The sequence below is a fragment of the Pontixanthobacter rizhaonensis genome, from assembly GCF_012972675.1.
In the GTDB taxonomy this organism is placed as follows: Bacteria; Pseudomonadota; Alphaproteobacteria; order Sphingomonadales; family Sphingomonadaceae; genus Pontixanthobacter; species Pontixanthobacter rizhaonensis.
Genome location: NZ_JABCRE010000003.1, coordinates 708751 through 733200, shown reverse-complemented (window position 1 = coordinate 733200; position 24450 = coordinate 708751). Strand labels below are relative to the sequence as shown.

The following is a 24450-nucleotide window of genomic DNA, read 5'->3' as shown; positions in this document are numbered from 1 at the left end:
TTTAACCCGCCAGTTGTTCAGCGCTCAGCGCGTACAGCAGCGCCGCGCCATGCGTGGCCGATGCCTTTAGCCCGGCCGCTTCTGGCACCACATGGTCAAGGAAATAGCGCGTTGTTACCGGCTTGATGGCGGCGAGTGCCGGGCTGCTGCCGTTATCGACTGCCTGTTTCTGCAACAGCATTTGCCAACCGGCGACAGCAATGGCTGACATGGTGCAAAACGGCACGCTGCCGGCGAGTTTGTCATCGAGAGACGCTGTGTCACGCATCCATTCCGCGATGTGCGCGCATGTCTTGGCCAAGTCAGCCAAAGCGGGTTCATCCGCCGCATCACACACAATATCAGCCATCAGTGCTGCATAGGCTGCACCATTTTCCAAGCCGAGTTTGCGCGTGACCAAATCTGCCGCCTGAATGCCGTTTGTGCCTTCATAAATCGGGGCGATGCGGGCATCGCGGTAATGCTGTGCTGCGCCGGTTTCTTCGACAAAGCCCATTCCGCCATGGATCTGAATACCGATGCTGGCGACATCAATACCCGTATCAGTTCCCCAGGCTTTGATCATGGGGACCAGAATATCACCGCGCATTCCCGCGTCTTTGTCACCCAAAGTACCGCGATCGGTCTGGCCGGCTGTGTAATATAGCAAGGCGCGCGTCGCTTCGGTGAGTGATTTCATTCGCAGCAACATCCGCCGCACATCCGGATGCTCCACGATTGCTACCGGTTCACGATCAGCCGCACCGGCGCGCGCTGACTGCACCCGGTCATTCGCATAATATATCGCTTGTTGCAGAGCCCGCTCGGCGATTTGGACGCCTTGGCTGCCGACATTGATCCGGGCATTATTCATCATTGTAAACATCGCCGCCAGACCGCGGTTTTCTGCGCCGATCAGCTCGCCAATGCATTCGCCATTGTCGCCATAGCTCATCACGCATGTGGGCGAGGCATTGATGCCCAGCTTATGTTCGATACTGACACAGCGCAGATCGTTTCTGGCTCCAAGCGAACCGTCGGCGTTCACGTGGTACTTTGGCACTACAAACAGCGAAATGCCGCGGCTACCCTCGGGCGCACCGGGCAGGCGGGCCAGAACCAAATGGATGATGTTCTTGGCCAAATCATGCTCACCCCAAGTGATATAGATTTTCTGCCCCTGGATTTTGTATTTGCCGGCATGTTCACCGGATTCAATCAGTTCAGCAGTGGATCGCAGGGCGCCCACATCGCTGCCAGCTTGCGGCTCTGTCAGATTCATCGTGCCAGACCATTCGCCGCTGACCAATTGCGGCATATACATTGCCTTTTGCGCTTCGCTGCCGTGGTGTTCGATGGCTTCAATGGCACCGACCGACAACATCGGCAGCAAGGTAAATGCCATATTGGCCGCGCCAAGGTTTTCGATGACGTTGCAGGCCAGTGTAAAGGGCAGCCCCTGCCCGCCAAATTCGGTGGGGGATGCAATCGAGTTCCACCCCTGCGCCACATATTGGTCATACGCCGCTTCAAAACCGTCTGGCAAACGCACTACACCGTTCTCTAGCTGTGCGCCTTCCAGATCACCGATACGGTTGAGGGGGGCAAACTCGCCAGCGGCAAATGCGCCAACGCCTTCGACAATTGCCTCCACCATATCAGCCTCCGCAGCGGCGAATGTCTCGCTCTGGGCGAGTTCTTCGATCCCTGCATTGACTTTGATCGCGAGCAATTGATCTTGGGTGGGGGCGGTGAAGGGCGTCATTCTTGCGAACCTCTTGGCGGTTATTGTCACGGCATTATAGCTGCGACTCTCTTGGCATTTGTCGTCCCCATCTATAGCGCGGCGGCATGAGCGACAAGAACGCTACGGAATCACTACGCGCAGACCCGCCGGGAATATCCCGCGCGGCCGAAATTCTGCGAAATGAGGGGATTGTCGCTGTTCCGACAGAGACGGTTTACGGCCTTGCAGCGCGCGCTGACAGTGATCTGGCAGTGGCCAAGATATATGCTGCCAAGGGGCGCCCCGGGTTGAACCCCCTGATTGTCCATGTCGCGCAGATGGAACAAGCCGAGGCGTTGGCCGAGTTTTCGCAAGAGGCGCGGCGGGTCGCGGCGACAGTCTGGCCGGGCGCAGTGACATTGGTTCTGCCCAAGCGAAGCGATGCACCTTTGGCGGACAGTGTTTCTGCCGGGCTGAGTACAATTGCCCTTCGGATGCCGGACCATCCGGTGATGAAAGCCGTCATCGAAGAAGCGGGAACGGCCCTTGCTGCGCCATCGGCCAATCGCAGCAACACGATCAGTCCGACAACGGCAGATCATGTGGCTGCAACGCTGGATGGTAGAATTGATCTCATTCTTGATGGCGGGGAGTGTAAGAAAGGCTTGGAATCGAGTATATTGGCCATCCGCCAAGACGGCACTTGGGAAGAATTGCGCCCCGGACCGGTTGATTTGGATTTGTTGCATCAACACTTCCATGGCGCGCCTATGCGGCCGGCCCCAGCAAAGGAAGGTATCGAAGCACCGGGCCAATTGAAGCGTCATTATTCGCCGGGAAAACCGATCCGAATGGGTGCGACGGCGGGTAAGAGCGATGAGTTCTTGATCGGATTTGGTCCGGTTGCCAGTGATTGCACTCTTTCGGCCAAAGGTGATTTGGGCGAAGCAGCTGCCCGGCTCTATGCGTGCTTACACGAAGCTGCTCAGGCAGTTCAGCCAAAGATCGCTATTGCTTCAATACCTGCCGAAGGGGTGGGCGTGGCAATCAATGACCGGCTGCGAAGGGCGGCCGCTTAATTTTGGGTTTAGCGGTTGGGCGGCGGCGGCGGCATACGCCCAAGCAGCGCCTGAATTTCTTGGTAGGTCGCCCTAGCATCAAGGCAGGCGTTTTTGTCCCCATCCATGCAATCTTCCCGCTCATCGCTATAGCGGCGTTCTAATTTACCGATTTCCTTTTCCGCCTCACGAAGTTCCCGGCCGCGTTTCTCGTCTTTTTCAGACTGGCTTGTCGTGGCCAGATCAACTGCAGAGCTTGCAGCCCGGACGGGCAAAGTGGCCACGTCCAGTGCTGTTTTGGCGATACAGCCTGAGAGAGCCAAAGTGGCTAGCGTAAGGGGAATCGTAAAAATGCCGCGCATGGAAGTATTCCTTCTACGCGCGGCATTACCATATTTTGGGCGGATGTGCCCGATTTATTCGGAATCCGCTGATGTGCCGTCATCCGATGGAGCGCTGGTGCCAGGCTTGCAGTTGAGAGAGCCGGAGCCCATTGCGTTGAGATTACAACTCGCATTGCCGGTAACATTCACGCTTCCACTGCCAGCAATGCTCGCTTCAACAGTTCCGTCGGAGGCAAAATTGGCGCTGCCTGATCCGGCGATTGAGATATCCGCATTGTCTGCTTTCAAAGCCGGCATGTTGGCGCTGCCGGAGCCCATCAAGGCAACTTCAAGAACATCCGTTTCACCTGTACCCGCAAAGCCGCCGCTGCCCGCGATTGATATTTCAAGCCGTTGTGAATCAATCCCCGAAACCTCTACGTCGCCCGATCCGGCGATGTTGATCTCGGCCGCCGCCGCCAAAGCATCGGAGGTAATATTGCCGGAGCCAGCCATATCAATCTCGGTCGGTGCGGGCATGGTGACTCGTACAGTGGTGGCGGTGCCGCCTGACCAATTGCCGCTTTCACGGGCGATACCCAGCATTCCGCCTTCCAATGAGAAACGCATTTTAGCGACGTCTTCTGCATCGCCCTCCACGTCAATCGACAATGTTTCGCCGGTGGTGATGATGACGGTATCGCCGCTGGCCAAAGCCAATTCGGTGGGTGCGTCGCCCGATTGATCAAGCTCTGCCAAAGGCACACCATCGGAACTTCCGATATCCATGTCCATCGAGCAGCCAGCGGCTGTGACGGCTAACGCGATAACGGCGATGGACCCGGCGGCTTTGAAAAATCTGTTTTGCATAATAGCACTCCCTATCTGTATTGCATAGGTAATACACTGGGCGCCGCAAAACAAGGTAGACAAATGAAAAGGGCCGCCCGTTTGGACGACCCTGATCGAATACAATTGGTGATCTGTCGATCAACTTTCCTCTTCAGGATTGTCGTAATATTGCGGCGCGTGTTCGCGCAAAATGTCGAGCACCTTCTCAAGCGCGGTTGGCTCATCCGTCTTGTCCATCGCCGCCAGTTCGCGCGCGAGGCGGCTTGAAGCGGCTTCAAAAATCTGCCGCTCTGAATAGCTTTGCTCTGGCTGATCGTCCGGACGGAACAAATCGCGGGTAACCTCAGCGATCGAAACCAAGTCACCGGAATTGATCTTCGCTTCGTACTCCTGCGCCCGGCGGCTCCACATGGTGCGCTTGACTTTTGGTTTGCCCTTGAGCGTCTCCATCGCTTCTTTCAGCGTTTTGTCACTCGACAGTTTCCGCATGCCAATGGCTTCAACCTTGTTGGTTGGTACGCGCAGTGTCATCCGCTCTTTTTCGAAGCGCAAGACATACAGCTCCAGCTGCATACCAGCGATTTCTTCGTTCTGAATCTCGGTAACACGGCCAACACCGTGTTTCGGGTAGACGACATAGTCGCCAACATCAAAGGCGAGGCCCTTGGCTGCCATATTCAATCCTTTCTTGCGGGTCGGTGCCGATAGATAGTCAAAAGCTCTGTTGGCCCCATCCAAAGATGCGACCACTTTCGCGTTCAAATTGTCTATTTGTGGTCCGCGCCCTTCCAGATACTCAAATCCTGCCGGGACCAAACCGGCAAGCTTGAATAGTCTTATAACACAATCGCAATAATATTGCGAGTCGTCTGGGATTTCACCGCTTACATGGACGGAAGGTGGTGGGTTTAGTCGCCTTCGCCAGGCTCTTCAGAGAAGAACTTTTCAAACTTCCCTTCTGCGCCTTTGTGCTCATCCGCATCGGCCGGTGGATCTTTCTGGCTGGTGATATTGGGCCACTCAGCAGAATATTTGGTATTCAGCTCAAGCCACTTTTCCAGATTGTCTTCCGTATCGGGCAGGATCGCCTCGGCAGGACATTCAGGTTCACACACGCCGCAATCAATGCATTCGCTCGGATTGATGACGAGCATATTCTCGCCTTCATAGAAGCAATCAACGGGACAGACCTCTACGCAATCTGTGTATTTGCATTTAATGCATGCGTCAGTGACGACGTAAGTCATGGTGGGCAGATCCCTTTTAATTCGATCGTGTGTTGCTGTTTGCTATGGCGTTTTCCGCGCCGGGGTCAAGATCGTCATAGCACAAACGCGCTTCAGCCGCGCTGCGCCGACGATCGGGAAGCGTGAGAATCCGGACAATTCGGACCGTTTTCCCGATGGGAAAGGTCAAAACATCACCAATCGCGACAGTGTGGCTTGTTCGGGTCACACGAATATTTGTGCATCGCAGATGACCTGACTCGATCAGCACCTGCGCTTGGCTTCGTGTCCTTACGAAGCGCAGATAGCACAGAAGCCGGTCGATTCTCACCTGACACTCACCTCACACTCATGGGGCGGCCTATCTCACCAGATCGGCCAAGCCAGCAAAGGCATTGCCCGTGGCGGGTTTGGCTGGTGCGGCGCGTTGCTGCTTCCGCCGGGACGGGCGCCACTCCCAATTGGGCGGTGCGCTGGGGCCAAAGGCCCCTTCGGCCAGCTTGCGGGGTGGGTGAAGCCGGAAACCTGCGGCCCCCAGCAATCTCTCGAAGCTGTCCGGCGTCAATCCTGTTGAAATGGCCAACGCTTGATCAATCCGGAAACGCTTTTGCTTGCCCTTCGGGTCAAGTTTTGCGCGTGCTTCATGCGCTGCTTTCAGCAGTTTTTCAGCCACATCGATGCGGACAAATTGCTTACCTGCCGGGCGGTAGCCGGAGGGGAGCTTTCCTTTGCCCTCGATAACCGGGATCATCGCCTCCTGCAGCGGGCGCCGATCCACCCCCAGGGCATGGAGCAACTGGCGCGGTGCCGGCTTGAGCAGCAATGGAGAAAAGATATCGAGCGCCCCGAATGTGACGCCTAGACGGCGCAAGAAAGGCCTCATTTCCTTGGGTAAATGGTGCAGCCCGGCTTTTTCGCGCGAGATGAATCCATGACCCGCAATTAGCGTCAGCAGCAATGCACGGGCTTCTGATCCGGCATCTGGGTCACGCGTTGCCGCCTCCATTTTGGCTAACGGTTCCAGCGCCTTTGATTTCGCCTCCAGCCATGTCTCGATGGCCGTTTCCAAGGCTGCGCGGTCACTATCCGCCAGCAACGACAAATCCTTGCCGGCCGTCACTTTCAAGCGAGTTGACCCCGTTTTGGGCGCAATCGTTCCGATCTGTTGCGAGCCTTGCCGAATACTGCCTTTGGCAATGGTGAGGCTGTCCATCCCTTCAGCGATAAGGGCCTGCGCCTTATCGCCCAAAATGCGGGGAAGTGCTTTTTCCGCCGCGGACAAAAGCATTTTTCGATCTGCATGGTTGGCTGCCTGGTCAACGGTAAAGCGGAAGCCATCGATCCGGCCAATGGGCTCATCCTCGACACACAACACACCGTCGTCTGACAGTGTGACTGGCAGTAATGAGGGGTCTTGGCCCAGCGTTTTCATCAGTATGGCAGTCCTTCTATTCACAAATCGTTCCGTCAACCGGCCGTGCAGGGCATCGGAGAGTTTGGCCTCCGCTGCGCGCGCTCTGGCTGCCATTTCATCGCGGGCCAGCACCCAGTCGGGCCTTTGGCAAATATACGCCCAACTCCGGATTGCCGCAATCCGCCCCTGTATCGCATGAATGTCACCTTGGACATTGTCGAGCTCCGCAATCCGCGCCGCGATATAGTCTGCACCCAAATAACCGCCGCGCAGGTCCTGCCACAAGCGGGCTACAAAGCGGGAATGGGTTTCAGCCCCTTGCTGCCGGAAATCGGGCAGTGAACACACTTCCCAGAACCGCCGGACATTGCCGCTGCCGCGTATCTCGGCTGCGAATGGTTCGTCAGCCAATCGTTTCAGCACTGCCAAATCAATCGCTTCTGGTGCGACGGTCAGTTCTGTTTCGTGCGGCACCCGTTCCAAATCGGCGATTAACGTCCCGATGGAATTGTATCGCGGCTCTGAATCCCGCCAATAGAGTTTGGTCAGCGGGGCGAAGTGATGATCCTCTATTGCGTAGATATCTTCTTCAGAAAATTCAGCGGGTTGGTCATCTTTACCACCCGTCATGACGCCGAATGTCCCGTCGGTTTGATGCCGTCCTGCCCGCCCGGCGATTTGGGCCATCTCTGCCGGTATCAACCGCCGCTGCCGCACGCCGTCGAATTTTACCAAGGATGCAAAAGCCACATGGCGGACATCCAGATTAAGCCCCATACCAATGGCGTCGGTCGCCACGATGTAATCCACTTCACCGGACTGGAAGAGCTCAACCTGGCGGTTACGCGTTTCCGGGCTAAGAGCGCCCATCACCACAGCAGATCCGCCGCGAAAACGGCGCAGCATTTCAGCGACGGCGTAAACCTGCTCGGCGGAGAACGCGACGATGGCGCTGCGCGGGGGCAGCCGGGATAATTTGCGCGGGCCAATATGCGTTAGGGTGGAGAAGCGCGGCCGTTCGGTGATTTCGGCATCGGGTATCAGTGATCTGACAATCGGTGCCAGCGTTGCCGCGCCAAGTAGCAGCGTTTCTTCCCGTCCCCGGGCATTGAGTAGGCGGTCGGTGAAAATATGACCGCGTTCGCGGTTCCCGCCCAGCTGCGCTTCATCCAGCGCCACAAACGCATGACCCCCGCCGTCAGACGGCATGGCTTCAGCGGTGCAGCAGAAATACCGGGCATTAGGGGGCTCGATCCGTTCTTCCCCGGTAATGAGCGCAACTTGGGCTTCGCCTTTAATTGCGACAACGCGGTCATATACTTCACGGGCGAGAAGGCGCAGCGGAAAACCCATAAGGCCGCTGGAATGCGCGCACATTCTTTCGATCGCGAGATGGGTCTTGCCGGTGTTGGTCGGCCCCAACACGGCTTTGACTGTGGATGTATGATCGTTGCGGGGTGTCACTATGGGAATGTGGCAGTAGCGAAGGTCTGCTGCAACCGTTCACCGCAGATGATCAACAATCTGTCCTGCCGAGGATCCAAATCACCGATTCTTTGCCTGACATTAACCTTGATTGTATAGAGAATTTACAGAAGCTGGGGCGGGCCGGTTGTCCATACGTGCCGCCAAGACTGCAAAGGTAGGAGACCGCGTTGGATAGCCCGCGCCGTGACAACATTGTTGAAACGTCCGCGACCGACCCTTTTGGGCCGGGAGAGGATTGGCGCACTGCTGTCTTGACGCATGACCAGATCGTGCATGATGACCAGCCTGCCAAACGCAAAGTGATCCAGCGCGCAAGAGGAATTACAGAAAAGTTGGGCGAGTGGCGTTTCACGGTGTCGGAAAAACTGCATGCGATGGATCTTGCGCCTGACCTTGCGGAAAATATCGGTAGCGGAAGATGGTTCCGCGGTGCCGGTACATTGGCTATTTTGTCTGCTGTGTCCCTGGCACTATGGCCCGATTTTGCGCCGCTTGAAGCTGCGCCGGCAATGCAAGTCGATGATGGCGTCCGGGATGAATTCCGCAGCCAGATGATTCTGCCCCTGGCGTTGGGAGCAGACTCCGGCCGTCATATGGGGGCGACGCCCTCTGTCATAGAACTGGAAAGCGCGCCGGAACGGCCGCAACTGGATTTGCTGGCCACCTTGGCCCGTGGTGACAGTTTTAAGCGTATGCTCCAGCGTGCCGGTGTCGGGTCAGGTGACGCCAGCCGCGTAAATGAGCTTATTTCGCGGGCGATCAATCTCAGCGATATCGAATCGGGTACTCAGGTTGATATCACTCTGGGGCGGCGGCCAGAACGCGGCGCAGCAAGACCGCTTGATTCTCTCAACTTCCGTGCGCGGTTCGATCTGGCGCTGGAGATTGCGCGGGTCGACGGCAATCTGTCACTCAAACGCATACCTATTACGGTTGATGATACACCGCTGCGGATCCGCGGCACAGTCGGCAACAGCTTATACCGATCCGCACGTGCGGCTGGCGCACCCGCCAGTGCGGTTCAACAATTTCTCAAAACGCTCGGCGATCAGGTGGATATGAGCCGTTCGGTTAGCCCGACGGATACTTTTGATATCATCGTGGCGCACCGCCGTGCTGCAACAGGTGAACGACAGGCGGGAAAACTGCTCTACGCGGGGATCGATCGCGCGGGCGTTTCAAAAATCCAATTGATGCGCTGGGGCAGCGATGGCCGTTTCTATGAAGCCTCTGGTGTCGGGGAGCAGCGTAGCGGCCTTGTTGCACCTGTGCCCGGTCCGATCAGTTCCCGTTTCGGGATGCGCCGGCATCCGATCCTGGGCTATCGCAGGATGCACTCCGGCATGGATTTCCGCGCCCGTCACGGAACGCCAATTGTGGCTGTGACCGATGGCCGCGTGGTTGGCGCAGGCCGAATGGGCGGTTGCGGTAACGCGGTGCGCCTCAATCATGGCGGCGGCATGGAGACACGATATTGCCATATGAGCCGCATGGCGGTCCGGCGCGGTCAATCGGTCCGCCGCGGTCAAGTGATTGGCTATGTCGGTTCTACCGGTCTCTCAACTGGCCCACACCTTCACTATGAAATGTATCGGGGCGGCAGAGCCGTTAATCCGGCAACCGTAAAATTTGTCACCCGCGCGCAGCTGTCTGGCGAAGAACTGCGTAAGTTCCGCAGTGCTCTGGCCGCTTTAAAAACGGTAGAGGCGGGTGAAGCCTTTGCCGATATCGAACCCGATGTCCCGGTGGATGCAGAGCCGGTTCGAGAAATCGACAAGTTGGAACAGCCCAAGCCGGTTGGCTAAGGGCATGTTTCGTTTGCGGGCAATTGATGTGCGCTCGTATTTCCGGCACAGCCTTCAGCATGACAGGATTATTCCCCGACACCCGTTTGCGCCGCACCCGCTCTGCTGCGTGGAGCAGGGCCATGCACCGCGAAAACCAATTTACGCCAGCAGATCTGATTTGGCCGTTATTTGTGACCGAAGGGGAAGCGGTTGAAGAACCGATCGGCTCTTTGCCCGGTGTCTCGCGCTGGTCGGTCGATGCTGTGGCTACTCGTGCCAAAGAGGCTATTGATCTGGGTATTCCATGTGTTGCGCTATTTCCCAACACCCAAGCGGATCGCCGCAGTGATGACGGGGCAGAGGCGCTCAATCCTGACAATTTGATGTGCCGCGCAATCCGCGCAATCCGGGATACTTGCGGACACGATATAGGGATTCTGACCGATGTCGCGCTCGATCCGTACACCGCACATGGGCAGGATGGCTTGCTCGATGAAGCTGGCTATGTCGTGAATGATCCGACGGTCGAAATTTTGACGCAGCAAGCACTCAACCAGGCTGCAGCAGGCGCTGATATTATCGCCCCGTCGGATATGATGGATGGCAGGATTGGCGCGATCCGGCGTGCGCTGGAGAGTGAAGGGCACGTCAATGTCCAGATCATGGCCTATGCGGCCAAATATGCTTCGGCATTTTACGGACCATTTCGCGATGCTGTGGGGTCGGGCGGCTTGCTGAAAGGTGACAAGAAATCTTACCAGATGGACCCGGCCAACGGGGAAGAAGCCTTGCGCGAGGTTGCATTGGACCTGTCCGAAGGGGCTGACAGCGTAATGGTTAAACCCGGGCTGCCCTATCTGGATATTGTCCGCCGCGTAAAAGAGCGATTTGAAGTCCCAACTTTCGCGTATCATGTGAGCGGAGAATACGCGATGATCGAAGCGGCTGCCGCTGCTGGCGCAGGGGACCGCGATGGCTTGGTGATGGAAACGCTGACCAGTTTCAAACGGGCGGGTTGCACCGGTGTTCTCACATACCATGCGGAGCACGCCGCGCGTCTGATGCATGGTTGATGTGCGATGGGTGATCTGGTTCTGGAAACCGCGCGTCTGGTGATGCGCAAACCGCAAGAGGGCGATGCGGTTTTACACGACCTACACCTCAATACTCCGGCGATGATGGAATATCTCGGCGGTGTTAAAGAGCCGCATCAGCTGGAAGCGAAGCTGGCCAAATCCGAGGCGCTTTTCGCCCGCGAAGGGTTTGGCTTCGCAATGGTGATCGAGAAGTCGACCGGTGATCTTGTCGGCCATTGTGGCTTGAAGCGGGTCGACAATCCTATGGCCAAGAATTTGGGCGATCTGGAGATTGGTTGGCTCATCCGTCAGGATCGCTGGCGGATGGGCTATGCAGGGGAAGCCGTCCGCGCAGTTCTTGATGATGCGTTCGCCCGCGACCTTGCCCCATATATTGTCGCGCTAACGAGCGAGCGGAATGAGCCAAGTTGGCGATTTATGGAGAAGCTGGGCATGACACGTCGACGTGATTTGGAATTTGACGATCCAACATATTCCGACAGGGATAATCCCACCATCGTCTACCAGATCGCTGCAAAAGACTAGGAGCACAATCGATGACAACATTCCGTCATGAAACAGAACGCCTGATCATGCGGGACTGGCGGAATGAGGATTGGCCGGAGTTTCTGCGGCACACCAACACGCCGGCGGTCATGGAATGGTTGGGCGGGGTTTTGACGGACGACAAATACCCTTGGATCCAGGACCGGTTGGAGGGATATAGCCGTGACAACGGCTTCACGTTCTGGGTGCTCGAACGCAAGCAAGACGGTGGGCATCTGGCAGGGGAAATCATCGGGTTTTGCGGTCTGAAAATGTCAAATCAACCGGGCGGCCCCATAGGGGAGCATGAAGTCGGTTGGCGTTTGCGTGAAGACGCATGGGGCCATGGCTATGCCAAAGAAGCGGCGCGGGAAAGCCTGAAGCTCGGCTTTGAAACATTTGGCGCGCCGCACATTATCGCGCTTACAGTGGAGCCCAATACAGGTAGCTGGGGTTTGATGAAACGGCTGGGTATGCGCCGGCGCGAAGATCTCGATTATAAAAATAGCGACTTTGGCACGGATACGATTATCGTTTATTCGATTGACCGGGCAGAATGGGAACAGACACTATGAGCGAACAAACATTGGCCCGGCCGGGCGTTACTATCGTGCCGATCCATGGCAAGACACCGAAGATCCATGAAACCGCCTTCATCGCGCCAGGATGTGTCCTGATCGGCGATATCGAAATCGGGGCGGAATCATCGGTTTGGTATAATTGTGTCTTGCGGGCCGATGTTTTCACGATCCGGATTGGAGAGCGTACCAATATTCAAGATGGCACTATCGTCCATTGTGACCCGCCGCACCCGGGTGATGCGGAAGGATCACCAGCCGTGATTGGGGATGATGTGCTGATCGGCCATATGGCGATGGTCCACGGCTGCACGATCGAGGATCGCGGCTTTGTCGGTCTGGGCGCGATCGCGATGAATAAGTCGCGGATTGGCAGCGATGCTATGCTGGCGGCGGGGGCAATGTTGACCGAGGGTAAAGTTATGGAGCCCCGCCAGCTATGGGCCGGGCGGCCAGCGAAGTTTTTGCGTGATTTGCCGGAGCCCGCGATTGCGGGAATGCAAGCGGGGGTGATGCATTATACCGAAAACGCCAAACATCATGCAGCAGCGATAGCCGCAGCGGGTCTGACGTAATTCTCGATCCGGCTCAGCGCTGAATCCGTTGGCGCGCAGATGTCGCGCCGCGCAACATCTGGCGTCATTCGCAAGCTATTCCGTCGGCATTTTGGTGATGTAAGGCATCATATGCGGGACGAAATCGGCTTTACCCAATGGCACACCCGCTTGGCGCAGGATGGCGTAAGCGGTGGTCAGATGAAAATAGAAATTCGGCAATGACCAGTCACGGACATATTGCTCCGCCGTTAGTGTGAATTGCATCCCGTTGGGAATATCCATCACAATTGTTGAGTGTGCATCGACCAGCTCATTTTCTTCAACGCCCGCAAGGAAGCCGTCCATCTCGGCCAAAACGGCTTTAGCTGATGCCAGAGTGGTTTCATTATCATCGCGCGAGGTGAAAGTGCGGTCTGTAAGACGGGCCACCGCCTCGCCTGGCTGGTTCGACAAGAACCGCAGCTGTGTGGCTAAAGGATGCATATCATCGGCCAGCTTCGCATCGAGCAGTGCATCCCCGCCTTCATGCGCCTGCGCCTTGGTCAGCATCGCTGACAGCGTGGTCAAGCTGCGGCGATAGATCGGCAAAGTGCTTTCAAACAACGTCATGGGGGATTCTCCTTTGCGTTCCCGTAATCGTCGCTTGATTGCAGTACAACTCAATTGCTGATTAAGGCATGCAGCGCTTCAATCCGGTCGGCTTCATGTGCGGGCTTGTCCCACCGGATCCGGTGGATGCGCGGGAACCGCATGGCAAGGCCGGATTTGTGCCGTTTGCTTTCGTGGACGCTGTCAAAGGCCACTTCAAAGACGAGCGTTTTCTCTGTTTCCCGGACGGGGCCAAAACGGTTGATCGTATGCTGCCGCACATACCGGTCGATCTTCTTCAATTCTGCATCGGTAAACCCTGAATAGGCTTTGCCCACAGGCAGCAGCTCGGCCCCGCCGTCGGAAATCTGGTCGGGATCACCATTCCAACAGCCGAATGTATAGTCGGAATAGAAGCTTGACCGCTTCCCGCTACCGCGCTGCGCATACATCAACACACAATCGATCAGCAGCGGATCACGTTTCCATTTGTACCACAGACCCGTTTTGCGCCCGGCGCTATAAGGTGCATCGCGTTTTTTGAGCATGAGCCCTTCAATAGCATCGTCTCTGGCGGCTTGGCGTATCTCCGCCAGTTCCGCGAAGCTACCGGCTTCGACAATGGCGGAAATATCGAAATGGCTCTGCGGAAGGTGCGGCATCAAGGCTTCCAGCCGCGTGCGGCGCTCCTCCCAGCCCAGAGCCCGCACATCCTCTCCATCCGACTGCATAACGTCATACAGCCGGACAAAGGCAGGAAACTCGGCGAGCATTTTCTTGCTCACTGTTTTGCGGCCAAGGCGCTGCTGCAATGCATTGAAACTTGCGGCCCCGCCGCTCGCTCCGCCTTGGACCGAACCGCGCACCAACAGCTCGCCATCCAAGACCGCGGGGATCTGCAACGCATCGACCAGTTCAGGGAATGTCGCGGAGATATCATCGCCGGACCGCGAATAGAGGCGTGTCTCACTGCCCTGATCACTTGTGACATGGACCAATTGCACCCGGATACCGTCCCATTTCCATTCTGCGGCATATTCATCCATCGACACTTCGGTATCCCCCAGTGGATGGGCGAGCATGAACGGACGGAATAAAGGGATATTCTCTGTATCAGGCGGCTCATTGCCATCGGCAGCCCAGGCGAATAGATCGGTATAGGGCGGCTTAAGGGCGTGCCAATATTCCTCCACATCTTCGACAGAGACATCGAAGGCTTGCGCAAATGCTGTTTTGCCCAGACGCGTAGAGATGCCGATGCGCATCGCGCCTGTCGCCAGCTTCAGCAGCGCATACCGTCCTGACGAATCAAGCCGGTCCAATAATTGGGCAAGCTCGCCCGTAACTGAGGACCGGTTCATGGCTGAGAGTAACGACACGGCCTCGCTGACGGTTGGCGGCGGCGCGACGTCTCCCGCCGGCTCGGGCCACAGCAAGCTGGCGGTTTCCGCAGTGTCGCCAACGAAATCCCGGCTGAGAGACCATAAGACCGGATCAATCCGGTCTTTCATCAGGTTGCGGATGGCGGTGCTTTTGACGGCCTTGAAGTCAAGCCCGTCGGTCAAAGCAGCCAGCGCCCAGCCGCGATCTGGATCTGGTGTCGCGCGGAGATACTCGGCAATCAGCCGCAACTTTTCATTGCGGCTGCGAGTGAATACCAGCATATCAATAAGTGCGGCAAACCTCTCCACCGGTCAGACGCCCCTGACCGTTGGCATCATGAATGTGCTGTTGCCGATGAAGGAACCGGAATTATGAAACTTGCTTTGGTCACTGCCTCTCTGCTGCTTGCCACTTCCGTGTCGGCGCAAGACACAGAAACAGCTGTAGAGGAAACGGTTGAAACCAAAGCTGCGGCCTTCACCATCGACACGCCAATCGCGGATTTGATGGCGGATGAGCGCGCCAAGGCCGTGGTTGATAAACATATTCCCGGTATCGAAGCCCATCCGGCTTACGAGCAAATCAAGGGGTTTAGTTTGCCAATGGTTCAACCGTTTTCGGAAGGTGCCATTACGGACGAGATGCTCGCCGCAATTGCTGCGGATTTGGCTGAGCTCGGTTAAACCGGCCGCCTTGGTCGCCGCGGACTTATTCACCGCGCGCCTATTCATCTTCATCTTCCCGGCCAATCATGGCGAGGGCACGGCCCTTGCGTTGATGCAATTCGCACCAGCGCAATAGCGCGTCCTCGCGGCCATGTGTGATCCAGGTTTCCTGCGGGTTTACATCCTCTATTGTTTGGGTCAGCTCTGTCCAATCGGCATGATCGGAGACGATCAAGGGCAGCTCGACATTACGCTGCCGCGCCCGTTGCCGTACCCGCATCCAACCTGATGCCATCGCCGTGATCGGGTCGGGCATACGCCGGGCCCAACGGTCATTAAGGGCGGAAGGCGGACAGATGATGATCTGCCCGCGCATTGCGTCTTTTTCTGTATCCGCGACCAATCTCAGATCGCCCAGATCGACGCCATGATCCTGATAGAGAGCGCACATTCTCTCCATCGCCCCGTGAAGATAGATCGGATCGGTATGTCCGGCAGCCCTCAGCTCTGCAATCACGCGCTGGGCCTTGCCCAAAGCATAGGCGCCAACCAGCACGGATCGTTCAGGGTGCGCCGCCAGCGCGTCTGTTATTTTCGCTATCTCCCCTGCGATTGGCGGGTGGATGAACAAAGGCAGGCCGAAGGTCGCTTCGGTGATGAAGATATCGCAGGGCGTTACGGCGAATTCTGCGCATGTCGGGTCGCTGCGGCGTTTATAGTCACCCGTGATAACAACACGTTCGCCCGCATGTTCGAGCAATATCTGCGCGGAGCCCAATACATGGCCCGCGGGTGTATAGGTTGCGCGAACCTGACCCGGTAATGTGATAGTTTCCCCGTATAGGGCTAGCGTCGCGCCGTCATCTGTTGCGTAGCGCAACTTCATGATCGCCAGAGTTTCTGGGGTGGCAATGGTTGTGCCATGCCCGCCGCGCGCATGATCGGCATGGCCATGCGTTACCAACGCCGTCTCCACCGCGCGTGAGGGATCGATCCAACAATCAGCCGGGGCGATATAGATACCGTGAGGGTGCGGTTGGATCCACGAAAAATCAGCGGTCATGGAGTTAGAATGAAATGAGGACGCGAACCGTTCCCGATCCGCGCCCTCTTTACGTGGTTTTGTCTGGCGATTTCTGGCTGAAAGCTCAACTTTTATCGTCGGTCGCGTCACCGGTACTTTCGCCAGCATCAGCATCCGGTGTCTTCGGTGCCGTTTTCTTTTTGGCTGCGGGCTTTTTACGCGGCTTGGGTTTTGCTGCGGATTTGGGCGGGGCGGGTGACACCTCGAAAGCCGGCTTGCCGTCTTTCACCGTCACATGCACTTCGCCGCCATCGACCAGCTTTCCGAATAGAAGTTCTTCCGCGAGTGGCTGTTTAATCTCGTCTTGGATCAAACGGCCCATCGGGCGGGCGCCATAGAGTTTGTCATATCCCTTGGACGCGAGCCAATCGCGTGCATCACTGTCAAATTGGATATGAACATTTTGGTCGGCCAGTTGCAGTTCGAGTTGCAGAATGAACTTGTCGACAACGCGGCTGACTGTGTCTTTGCCCAAATAGGCAAATGGTACGATCGCATCGAGGCGGTTGCGGAATTCCGGCGTGAACATTTTTTTCACAGCTTCAGTACCGGCATCCGCTTTGGATACATCGCCAAAGCCAATGCCGCTGCGCGCCATATCGGATGCGCCCGCATTGGTTGTCATGATCAGCACTACGTTGCGGAAATCGACCGTCTTGCCATGATGGTCGGTCAGGCGGCCATTATCCATCACTTGCAACAGGATATTGAACAGATCGGGGTGAGCTTTCTCGATCTCGTCGAGCAACAACACGCAATGCGGATTTTGATCGATCGCATCGGTCAGCAATCCGCCCTGATCATATCCGACATACCCAGGGGGGGCACCGATCAATCGGGAAACGCTGTGGCGTTCCATATATTCCGACATATCAAAGCGCTTTAACTCGATCCCCATGATGGAGGCGAGTTGGCGTGCCACTTCGGTTTTACCGACGCCGGTTGGGCCGCTGAACAGGAAGGAGCCGATCGGCTTATCCGGGTCGCGCAAACCGGCACGGCTCAACTTCATCGCGGTTGATAGGCGTGTGATCGCTTCATCCTGCCCGAAGACAACATGTTTGAGATCGCGGCCGAGATTTTCGAGCGCTTTCTTATCATCCTTGGAAACGGATTTCGGCGGGATACGCGCCATCGTCGCGATGACTTGCTCGATCTCGCGCGCGGTAATTTTCTTTTTGCGGCGGCTTGGCGGCACCAGCATTTGCATCGCGCCAACCTCGTCAATCACATCAATCGCTTTGTCCGGCAATTTGCGGTCATTGATATAGCGCGCCGACAGCTCGACCGCGGTTTTAATAGCGTCAGGCGTATAGCGTACTTTGTGATGGTCTTCGAACGCGCTGCGCAAACCTTTGAGGATTTTAACGGTATCCTCGATCGTTGGCTCATTCACATCGATTTTCTGGAACCGGCGCAGCAAGGCACGATCTTTCTCGAAATGATTGCGGAACTCTTTGTATGTCGTTGACCCGACACAGCGGATTGAACCGTTGCTGAGCGCCGGTTTGAGCAAATTGGACGCATCCATTGCCCCGCCGCTGGTTGCCCCGGCACCGATCACCGTATGAATCTCGTCAATAAACAGAACCGCATCGGGCATCTGCTCCAATTCCGTCACGACTTGCTTGAGCCGTTCTTCAAAATCACCCCGATACCGGGTGCCAGCCAGCAATGCGCCCATATCCAGAGAATAGATCACAGCATCGGCCAGAACTTCCGGCACATCGCCTTCAACAATCTTGCGGGCGAGCCCTTCAGCGATTGCGGTTTTACCAACGCCGGGATCGCCAACATAAAGCGGGTTATTCTTGCTGCGGCGGCAAAGGATTTGAACAGTCCGGTCTACTTCGGGCCCGCGGCCAATCAGCGGATCGATTTTACCGTTTTCTGCCTTCGCGTTCAGATTGACGGTAAATTGGTCCAGCGCGGTTTCTTTCTTACCGCCTTCTGCACTTTTCTCTTCCCCTTGAACCTCTTCAGTCCCCTGTGGAGCTTTGCTGGGGTCAACTTGCTTGCCGCCTTTGCCAATGCCGTGGCTGATAAAGCTGACCGCATCGAGGCGGCTCATATCCTGCTGCTGCAAGAAATACACAGCATAGGAATCGCGTTCCGAGAACAGGGCAACCAGCACATTCGCCCCGGTTACAGTGTCTTTGCCAGAGGATTGCACGTGCAGAATAGCGCGTTGGATCACACGCTGGAAACCGGCGGTTGGCTGCGGATCAGCGCTTTCTTCCGTTTGTAGGGATTGATATTCCTGATCGAGATAGGTTCTCACCACCTCGCCCAGTTCTTTCACGTCTACGCCGCATGCGCCCATTACTTGTATCGCATCCTCATCATCAATCAGGGCGAGCAGCAGATGCTCCAACGTCGCATATTCATGCCGCCGGTCGGAGGCATTGGTCAGCGCAGCGTGGAGCGTTTTTTCAAGGTTTTGGGCAAAACTTGGCATTCAGTTCACTTTCAGCGTGTGTGGCAGCTTGTGGAGCGCGATCAGAGACGGGGTTATCCCCTTAAGGCAATATGAGCAGATAGGGTTAACCTGCGTTAAACAATTTTCAGCTTTGTGGCCGTTGGTAAAGGATGGAAGATATCCCAAGCTAACTCGGCTTCCCGAATAATGCATCAGCCGCTTTCCGATGGGCTGATGCGGCATCACGATGCGCCTCGACCCGGGCAATCTCTGTTTTCAAGAGATTGATCCGTTCCGCGAGCTCATCTTGCGAGTAGGGTGCCAGATCTTCTCCAGAGAGTTTCTCTGCCGCGTCGCCTCGTGGGCGTGGAAGATCGTCATCTTGCATCTGGTTACAACTTCGCAAGCAACGGTGCTTGCTGTCAACACAAGGTGGGGTTAGTTCCGGCGCATCGCAACCCCTTAACCGTCAGGTGTTTCTCCTGAGCAACAGGGCAAGCGATGTTGGGTGGAAAAATCAGATAGTGGGGACTTAGGATTGTGATACCGAACGTGATGACAGCGATGGGCTTTGATAGCCCGGGCGGACCGGATGTGTTTCGTGCTGAGGAACTGCCTGTGCCGACGCCAGGTGAAGGCGAAGTGTTGATCCGCGTTGCCTATGCAGGTGTGAACCGGCCCGATGTCATCCAACGGATGGGTCACTATCCGCCGCCGCCGGGCGCATCGCCAATACCAGGGTTGGAAATTGCCGGCGAAGTGGTTGCGCAAGGAACATCGGTTACCCCTGATGCAATTGGCCAGAATGTTTGCGCGCTCGTCACCGGGGGCGGCTATGCTGAATATTGTATCGCCAAATTCAGTCACTGCCTTCCTGTTCCGGCGAACGTATCTTTGGCTGAAGCGGCAGCTTTGCCAGAAACATTATTCACTGTTTGGCACAATGTCTTTCAGCGCGGCTGGGCGTGTGACGGAGAAACTTTGCTGGTACATGGAGGCACCAGCGGCATCGGCACCATGGCGATCAAACTTGCCAAGCTGTTTGAGCTGACTGTTATTGTGACCTGCGGGTCCGATGAAAAATGTGCAGCGGCGGTCAAAATCGGCGCGGATCATGCGGTCAACTATCGCAACACCGATTTCGTCGAAGAGGTGAAGCGGATCACTGGCGGTAAGGGTGTACAGCTTGTGCTGGACATGGTCTCCGGCGACTATGTGCCGCGCAACCTTGCCTGCTTAGCGGAAGACGGACGTCACGTTACGATTGCGGTTTTGGGCGGCATGACAGCCGAGCTCAATATGGCCCAGATTATGGTAAGGCGCCTGACCTTGACCGGTTCCACTTTGAGAGCGCGGCCAGATGCGTTTAAAGATCTGTTATGTGATGAGATTTTCCGGACCGTTTGGCCATCGGTGGAGGATGGCACGCTTCGCCCGGAAATGGATCGTAGTTTCCCACTGGCCGAAGTGGGCGCGGCGCACACCCGTATGGAAGCGGGCGACCACATTGGAAAGATCGTTCTGAAAGTGGGCGGATGAGCGAGGGCTACACCCTCCATGAAGATCCGCGCAGTGGCAATTGCTATAAGATTAAAATGGTTGCCTCATACCTGGGTATTCCCCTGACAATTCGGGCATACGATATTCTTAAAGGTGAGACCCGCACACCGGAATTCGCCGCGAATGTCAGCAAGGCCAACGCCATACCCGTGCTGGAAATTCAGGATGATCTCGGCCCGCGCTTTATCCCGGAAAGCAATGCGGCTTGCTGGTATTTGGCCGAAGGGTCCGACTTGATCCCTGAAGGCCGGTTTAACCGGGCTGAAATGCTGCGCTGGATGTTCTTTGAACAAAACACGCACGAGCCGAATATCGCCACATTGCGATTCTGGTACCAGTTTGTGGGTGTGGACAATCTGTCTGAAGAGCAAAAAGCGATGATTACCGCCAAGTCCAACACAGCGGTCTCTGCTTTACGATTGCTCGAAGACCATTTGGCAACGCGCGACTGGATGGTGGGCGACGCGGCCACTCTCGCTGACGTTGTATTGTTTCCGTACACGCAAACAGCAGAAGAATCGCGCTTTCCACTCGCCAATTATCCCGCGATCGGACGTTGGCTTGAGCGCGTTGAAAACGTACCGGCTCTTACGCCTCCTCGGTAAATGTAAGCATCCTACCAGCCGTCTGGATCGGTATCCGCGCCCTCTGCTTCATCCATGGGCTTTCCGAAGGATGATGCGTCATCGTCAGGATCGCTCATGGGATCTGGGTCGAAGGCGGCTTGATCGGGGTCGGATTCTGAATCCCAATCATCGCTCAATCCATCATTCTCGCCAACACTGGAATCGAAAAAGGCAGAGCCACCAGCCGCGAGCCGTTTTTCAACCGCTTCCAAATCGTCCATATGCTGTAGAACAACCGCCAAGCTCATCATGGATGTTTCCAAGCTCGCTGTTGGCCGCCCGAAACTGTTGCTGTCCTCCATTCTGGTCGCCCAGCTTTTGAGGTCGCGTTTGATTGCCCGCTCAACCCTGTCTTCGGCCACATATTTCTGTTTGCCGTCGACCCGTCCTTTAACGGCCGGGATGTCCACCATCACTGCAACTTGCGTCGGGGTGCTATCGCTGTCGGTGACCGAAAACCTGACTGTTCCGTTGTCGTATCCATCGCTGGCCGGGATAGCATATTCGATCACCCCGCCATCAGACACGGTTCGCATTATCGATTTTGTGCCTGAAACCAGCGGAGCGCCGGTGATGTTCATTCCGGCCAGGCTCGTCAGCGCTGCGTCGCTTGAACGCTCTACAGAGATGACGAAATCATCGCTATCAGAACCGCAAGCGCTTAATACACCGCCCAGTGCCGCAACCAAAACCCAACGCTTCATCATTCCCCCTGTTTGGCGGTGGTTGTATTGGCGATAAGGCTAATATCTACTTAATCCCCCTACCCTGCTTCCATTCCCATACGGTTCCCAGAACCAATGACGGGCAGACCATCGGCGCTTTTATGGTATTCACTTGCCCAATCGTGGCCCTTGCCCTAGATCATCCACGCAACGGCCGCTCCGAAAGGGGCGGCCCTTCTATTTTGTAACAGATTTTCGCTGGAGATTATCCCGTGGCCACTACTCAAGCTAAACCGCTTATGCCGCATGCGACTGCCACTTGGCTGATTGACAACACCTCGCTTGGTTTTGAACAAATCGCTGAGTTTTGCGGGCTGCACATTCTTGAAGTGCAGGCGATGGCAGACGATCTGGCGGGCAGCAAATATACGGGCCGCGACCCTGTGCACTCCGGTGAATTGACACAGGAAGAGATTGAACGCGGACAAGCAGACTCATCATACAGCCTGCGGATGCAGAAGGCGCCGGTTGAAGTTACCCGGACAAAAGGCCCGCGCTACACGCCGGTTTCCAAGCGGCAGGATAAGCCCGATGGGATTGCATGGATTATTCGCAACCATCCTGAAATTTCTGACGCCCAGATTTCAAAGCTGATCGGCACTACGCGGAACACGATCAATGCGATCCGCGACCGTAGCCACTGGAACATCCAGAATATTCAACCCAAAGATCCTGTGACATTGGGGCTTTGTTCCCAACGTGAGCTTGACGCTGTTGTCGCCAAGGCGGCGAAAAACATTCCGGCCCCTGAGGTTGATGAAGAAGCAGAAGTGACTGCACCGGTCGCACCAGTCGTCAGCGACAAAGACAAACTGATTGCCGAGCTGCATGCTGAGCGTGCCGAAGCAGAGAAAGCAGCCTCTGAAGCGGCGCAAGAGGCAGAAGCTGCGGCGTGGTTGGAAGCAAAGCGTGCAGCTGAAGAATCCGGTGAAGCTACCGGCGGGGAAGAAGTTTCGCCGCCAGCGAGCGAATAAATCGCAAATTGACGAAAAAAGCGGCTGTTTTCGCTTCGGGAGGAGTCCTTTACTCTTGCCTGAAAGAGACTGTTCCGTCATCCTGCTTACATGAATGTAAGTAACGTAAACCCATTCGCTGACATGGCGTATCATCACCCGAAGCCGTGGGACACTCAGTTTGAGCCTATGGCTCTGCCAGAGATGTTTGCCCGTACTACGCGAACGGCGCCTGACGCCGCGCTCGCGTACTTCATGGGACGGAGCTTTACATACCGCGATCTATTTTGTGATGCACAGCGTTTTGCCTTGGCTCTTAAGGCCAACGGGATCGGGGCTGGTGACCGTGTTGGCTTGTTCTTGCCCAACGTCCCCACCTACATTTCCGCCTATTACGGCGCGATGATGGCTGGTGCGGTGGTCGTGAATTTCTCGCCGCTCTACTCGGTTGAGGAACTGGCCCAACAGGTTGCGGATTCGGGCACACGGATGCTGGTGACTGTCGATGTGCCAGAACTATTCGCCACCGCAGAAGCCGTTTTGCGCTGCTCTGAGCTGGAAACTTTGGTAATTGGAGAGCTGGCGGCGATGTTGCCGACAGTGAAAGGTTTGGCAATGAAGCTGTTCGCCCGCAGCAAAATCGCCAAAGTTTCCTATTCATCCGACATCTTGCGATGGAAGGATTTGCAGGCGCAGTCTGCTGCGCCGGCCACAATTGATGCCAAACACCCCGATCTACCCGAAGTGGCAGTCGATAATTTGGCGTTGCTGCAATATACTGGCGGCACCACCGGCGTTCCGAAAGGCGCCATGCTTACCCATTCAAACTTATCGATGAACGCCCAGCAAGTCGCGTCCATCAATCCATTTGATGATGTGCAGAACGAAGTGTTCATGGGCGGCCTGCCGATGTTTCACGTGTTTGCGAATACGGCGCTACTCAATCATGCCGTTGTGACGGGAGCTTCTATTGCGATGGTCCCGCGCTTTGAAGTGGCGCAAGTTCTTGATACCATCGACAAGCACGGTACCACGGGCTTTCCCGGTGTGCCGACCATGTTCCAGGCACTGCTCGACAACCCCAAATTGGCGAAGACAGATCTGTCTTCGCTAAAAGTGTGTATTTCTGGTGGGGCACCGCTGTCGGCGCCGACGCGTGAGCAATTTGAAGCAGCAACCGGTGTGCGCGTCGTGGAAGGGTACGGTTTAACCGAGAGTTCCGGCGTGGTGTCGGTCAACCCCTATGAGGGCAAGCGCAAATCCGGCACAATCGGGCAAGTGGTTCCCGGTACGCAGGTGCGCTTCGTTGACAAAGAAGATCCGTGCCAGCCTGCCGCAGCAGGTGAGCCAGGCGAGCTCGTCATTCGCGGCCCGCAAATTATGCAAGGATACTGGAACCGGCCCGAGACTGACACTTCCACATTTGTGGAAATTGACGGAGAGAAATGGTTGCGGACCGGTGATGTGGCAATCCGCGATGAAGAGGGTTTCATCAAGATTGTCGACCGCACCAAAGACATGATCGCTGTTGGCGGGTTCAAAGTCTTCCCCAGCCAGGTTGAGGCTGTACTGGTTGAACATGACGCCATCAAAGAAGCGCTCGTTCTGGGAATGCCTGACGACTATCTAGGGGAAACGCCTCATGCCTTTGTCACGCTCAACTCGGGGCAATCGGCTTCGCCTGACGAACTGACCGCATGGCTCAATTCCCGCGTTGGCAAGCATGAACGTGTGACCAATATGGTCATCCGGGACGAGTTACCCAAAACGATGATTGGGAAGCTGGATCGGAAGGCCTTGAGGGCGGAAGTCTCAGAAGCCGTCGGCGGCTGACGCC

Annotated in this window: 24 protein-coding genes; 11 read left to right on the top strand and 13 right to left on the bottom strand. The window is 56.2% G+C overall.

Going from position 1 to position 24450, the window contains the following annotated elements; all coding sequences use genetic code 11:
- Position 1: 1 nt before the first annotated feature.
- Positions 2-1744: an acyl-CoA dehydrogenase family protein gene (locus HKD42_RS11260; protein ID WP_170013395.1), complete on the bottom strand. Its 1743-nt coding sequence runs from the start codon at positions 1742-1744 to the stop codon at positions 2-4.
- An 86-nt stretch (positions 1745-1830) separates the two neighbouring features.
- Between HKD42_RS11260 and HKD42_RS11255 the strand changes: the two genes are divergently transcribed.
- Complete coding sequence (locus HKD42_RS11255; protein ID WP_170013393.1) at positions 1831-2784, top strand: L-threonylcarbamoyladenylate synthase; 954 nt, start codon at positions 1831-1833, stop codon at positions 2782-2784.
- Between the two features lie 8 nt (positions 2785-2792).
- On the opposite strand, the gene HKD42_RS11250 is transcribed toward HKD42_RS11255, so the two are convergent.
- From HKD42_RS11250 to HKD42_RS11225, 6 genes are all read right to left on the bottom strand, one after another.
- A complete protein-coding gene (locus HKD42_RS11250) occupies positions 2793-3125 on the bottom strand; it encodes a hypothetical protein (RefSeq protein ID WP_170013391.1) in 333 nt (110 codons plus the stop codon).
- 54 nt (positions 3126-3179) lie between these two features.
- Positions 3180-3956, bottom strand: a complete 777-nt coding sequence (locus HKD42_RS11245; protein WP_170013389.1) for a head GIN domain-containing protein — start codon at positions 3954-3956, stop codon at positions 3180-3182.
- A 120-nt stretch (positions 3957-4076) separates the two neighbouring features.
- Complete coding sequence (locus HKD42_RS11240) at positions 4077-4613, bottom strand: CarD family transcriptional regulator (protein ID WP_170014077.1); 537 nt, start codon at positions 4611-4613, stop codon at positions 4077-4079.
- A gap of 233 nt (positions 4614-4846) precedes the next feature.
- Positions 4847-5185, bottom strand: coding sequence for a ferredoxin FdxA (fdxA, locus tag HKD42_RS11235; RefSeq protein ID WP_170013387.1), 339 nt, complete (start codon positions 5183-5185; stop codon positions 4847-4849).
- A gap of 16 nt (positions 5186-5201) precedes the next feature.
- Positions 5202-5495, bottom strand: a complete 294-nt coding sequence (locus HKD42_RS11230; protein ID WP_170013385.1) for a S4 domain-containing protein — start codon at positions 5493-5495, stop codon at positions 5202-5204.
- Between the two features lie 30 nt (positions 5496-5525).
- The gene (locus tag HKD42_RS11225; protein ID WP_170014075.1) at positions 5526-7955 is read right to left on the bottom strand and encodes a helicase-related protein; all 2430 of its coding nucleotides are present in this window, start codon (positions 7953-7955) and stop codon (positions 5526-5528) included.
- Between the two features lie 278 nt (positions 7956-8233).
- On the opposite strand from HKD42_RS11225, the gene HKD42_RS11220 reads away from it, so the two are divergent.
- From HKD42_RS11220 to HKD42_RS11200, 5 genes are read left to right on the top strand one after another with little or no spacing between them, the layout of a single operon-like run.
- A complete protein-coding gene (locus HKD42_RS11220; RefSeq protein ID WP_246236987.1) occupies positions 8234-9871 on the top strand; it encodes a M23 family metallopeptidase in 1638 nt (545 codons plus the stop codon).
- Between the two features lie 59 nt (positions 9872-9930).
- Complete coding sequence (hemB, locus tag HKD42_RS11215) at positions 9931-10926, top strand: porphobilinogen synthase (RefSeq protein ID WP_170013383.1); 996 nt, start codon at positions 9931-9933, stop codon at positions 10924-10926.
- Between the two features lie 6 nt (positions 10927-10932).
- The gene (locus HKD42_RS11210; protein WP_170013381.1) at positions 10933-11475 is read left to right on the top strand and encodes a GNAT family N-acetyltransferase; all 543 of its coding nucleotides are present in this window, start codon (positions 10933-10935) and stop codon (positions 11473-11475) included.
- 11 nt (positions 11476-11486) lie between these two features.
- Positions 11487-12050: a GNAT family N-acetyltransferase gene (locus HKD42_RS11205; RefSeq protein WP_170013379.1), complete on the top strand. Its 564-nt coding sequence runs from the start codon at positions 11487-11489 to the stop codon at positions 12048-12050.
- Entirely contained in the window at positions 12047-12628 is a 582-nt protein-coding gene (locus tag HKD42_RS11200; RefSeq protein WP_170013377.1) for a gamma carbonic anhydrase family protein, read from the top strand. The genes HKD42_RS11205 and HKD42_RS11200 overlap by 4 nt, the downstream gene beginning before the upstream one ends.
- 75 nt (positions 12629-12703) lie before the next feature.
- Here HKD42_RS11200 and HKD42_RS11195 read toward each other — a convergent pair whose 3' ends face one another.
- A complete protein-coding gene (locus HKD42_RS11195) occupies positions 12704-13219 on the bottom strand; it encodes a DUF1993 domain-containing protein (RefSeq protein WP_170013375.1) in 516 nt (171 codons plus the stop codon).
- Between the two features lie 50 nt (positions 13220-13269).
- On the bottom strand, positions 13270-14889 hold the full coding sequence (locus tag HKD42_RS11190) for a cisplatin damage response ATP-dependent DNA ligase (protein ID WP_170013373.1): 1620 nt from the start codon (positions 14887-14889) through the stop codon (positions 13270-13272).
- A gap of 63 nt (positions 14890-14952) precedes the next feature.
- Between HKD42_RS11190 and HKD42_RS11185 the strand changes: the two genes are divergently transcribed.
- Positions 14953-15264 (top strand): hypothetical protein, encoded by a 312-nt coding sequence (locus HKD42_RS11185; RefSeq protein ID WP_170013371.1) that lies wholly within the window; start codon positions 14953-14955, stop codon positions 15262-15264.
- Between the two features lie 40 nt (positions 15265-15304).
- Here the strand turns inward: HKD42_RS11185 and HKD42_RS11180 are convergent, their stop codons facing one another.
- The 3 genes from HKD42_RS11180 to HKD42_RS11170 form a co-directional block, all read right to left on the bottom strand.
- The gene (locus HKD42_RS11180) at positions 15305-16309 is read right to left on the bottom strand and encodes a ligase-associated DNA damage response exonuclease (protein ID WP_170013369.1); all 1005 of its coding nucleotides are present in this window, start codon (positions 16307-16309) and stop codon (positions 15305-15307) included.
- An 85-nt stretch (positions 16310-16394) separates the two neighbouring features.
- Positions 16395-18788: an ATP-dependent Clp protease ATP-binding subunit ClpA gene (clpA, locus tag HKD42_RS11175; RefSeq protein WP_170013367.1), complete on the bottom strand. Its 2394-nt coding sequence runs from the start codon at positions 18786-18788 to the stop codon at positions 16395-16397.
- A 148-nt stretch (positions 18789-18936) separates the two neighbouring features.
- Positions 18937-19137: a DUF1192 domain-containing protein gene (locus HKD42_RS11170; RefSeq protein WP_170013365.1), complete on the bottom strand. Its 201-nt coding sequence runs from the start codon at positions 19135-19137 to the stop codon at positions 18937-18939.
- Positions 19138-19313: 176 nt separating this feature from the next.
- Here HKD42_RS11170 and HKD42_RS11165 point away from each other — a divergent pair, with 176 nt between their 5' ends.
- The gene (locus HKD42_RS11165; RefSeq protein WP_425500391.1) at positions 19314-20288 is read left to right on the top strand and encodes an NAD(P)H-quinone oxidoreductase; all 975 of its coding nucleotides are present in this window, start codon (positions 19314-19316) and stop codon (positions 20286-20288) included.
- Positions 20285-20914: a glutathione S-transferase family protein gene (locus tag HKD42_RS11160; protein ID WP_170013361.1), complete on the top strand. Its 630-nt coding sequence runs from the start codon at positions 20285-20287 to the stop codon at positions 20912-20914. Before HKD42_RS11165 ends, HKD42_RS11160 begins: the two co-directional genes overlap by 4 nt.
- Before the next feature lie 11 nt (positions 20915-20925).
- On the opposite strand, the gene HKD42_RS11155 is transcribed toward HKD42_RS11160, so the two are convergent.
- Entirely contained in the window at positions 20926-21642 is a 717-nt protein-coding gene (locus tag HKD42_RS11155; RefSeq protein WP_170013359.1) for a hypothetical protein, read from the bottom strand.
- A 257-nt stretch (positions 21643-21899) separates the two neighbouring features.
- On the opposite strand from HKD42_RS11155, the gene HKD42_RS11150 reads away from it, so the two are divergent.
- Positions 21900-22634, top strand: coding sequence for a DUF1013 domain-containing protein (locus tag HKD42_RS11150; protein WP_170014071.1), 735 nt, complete (start codon positions 21900-21902; stop codon positions 22632-22634).
- A gap of 90 nt (positions 22635-22724) precedes the next feature.
- Positions 22725-24446, top strand: coding sequence for a long-chain-fatty-acid--CoA ligase (locus tag HKD42_RS11145; protein ID WP_170013357.1), 1722 nt, complete (start codon positions 22725-22727; stop codon positions 24444-24446).
- Positions 24447-24450: the final 4 nt, after the last annotated feature.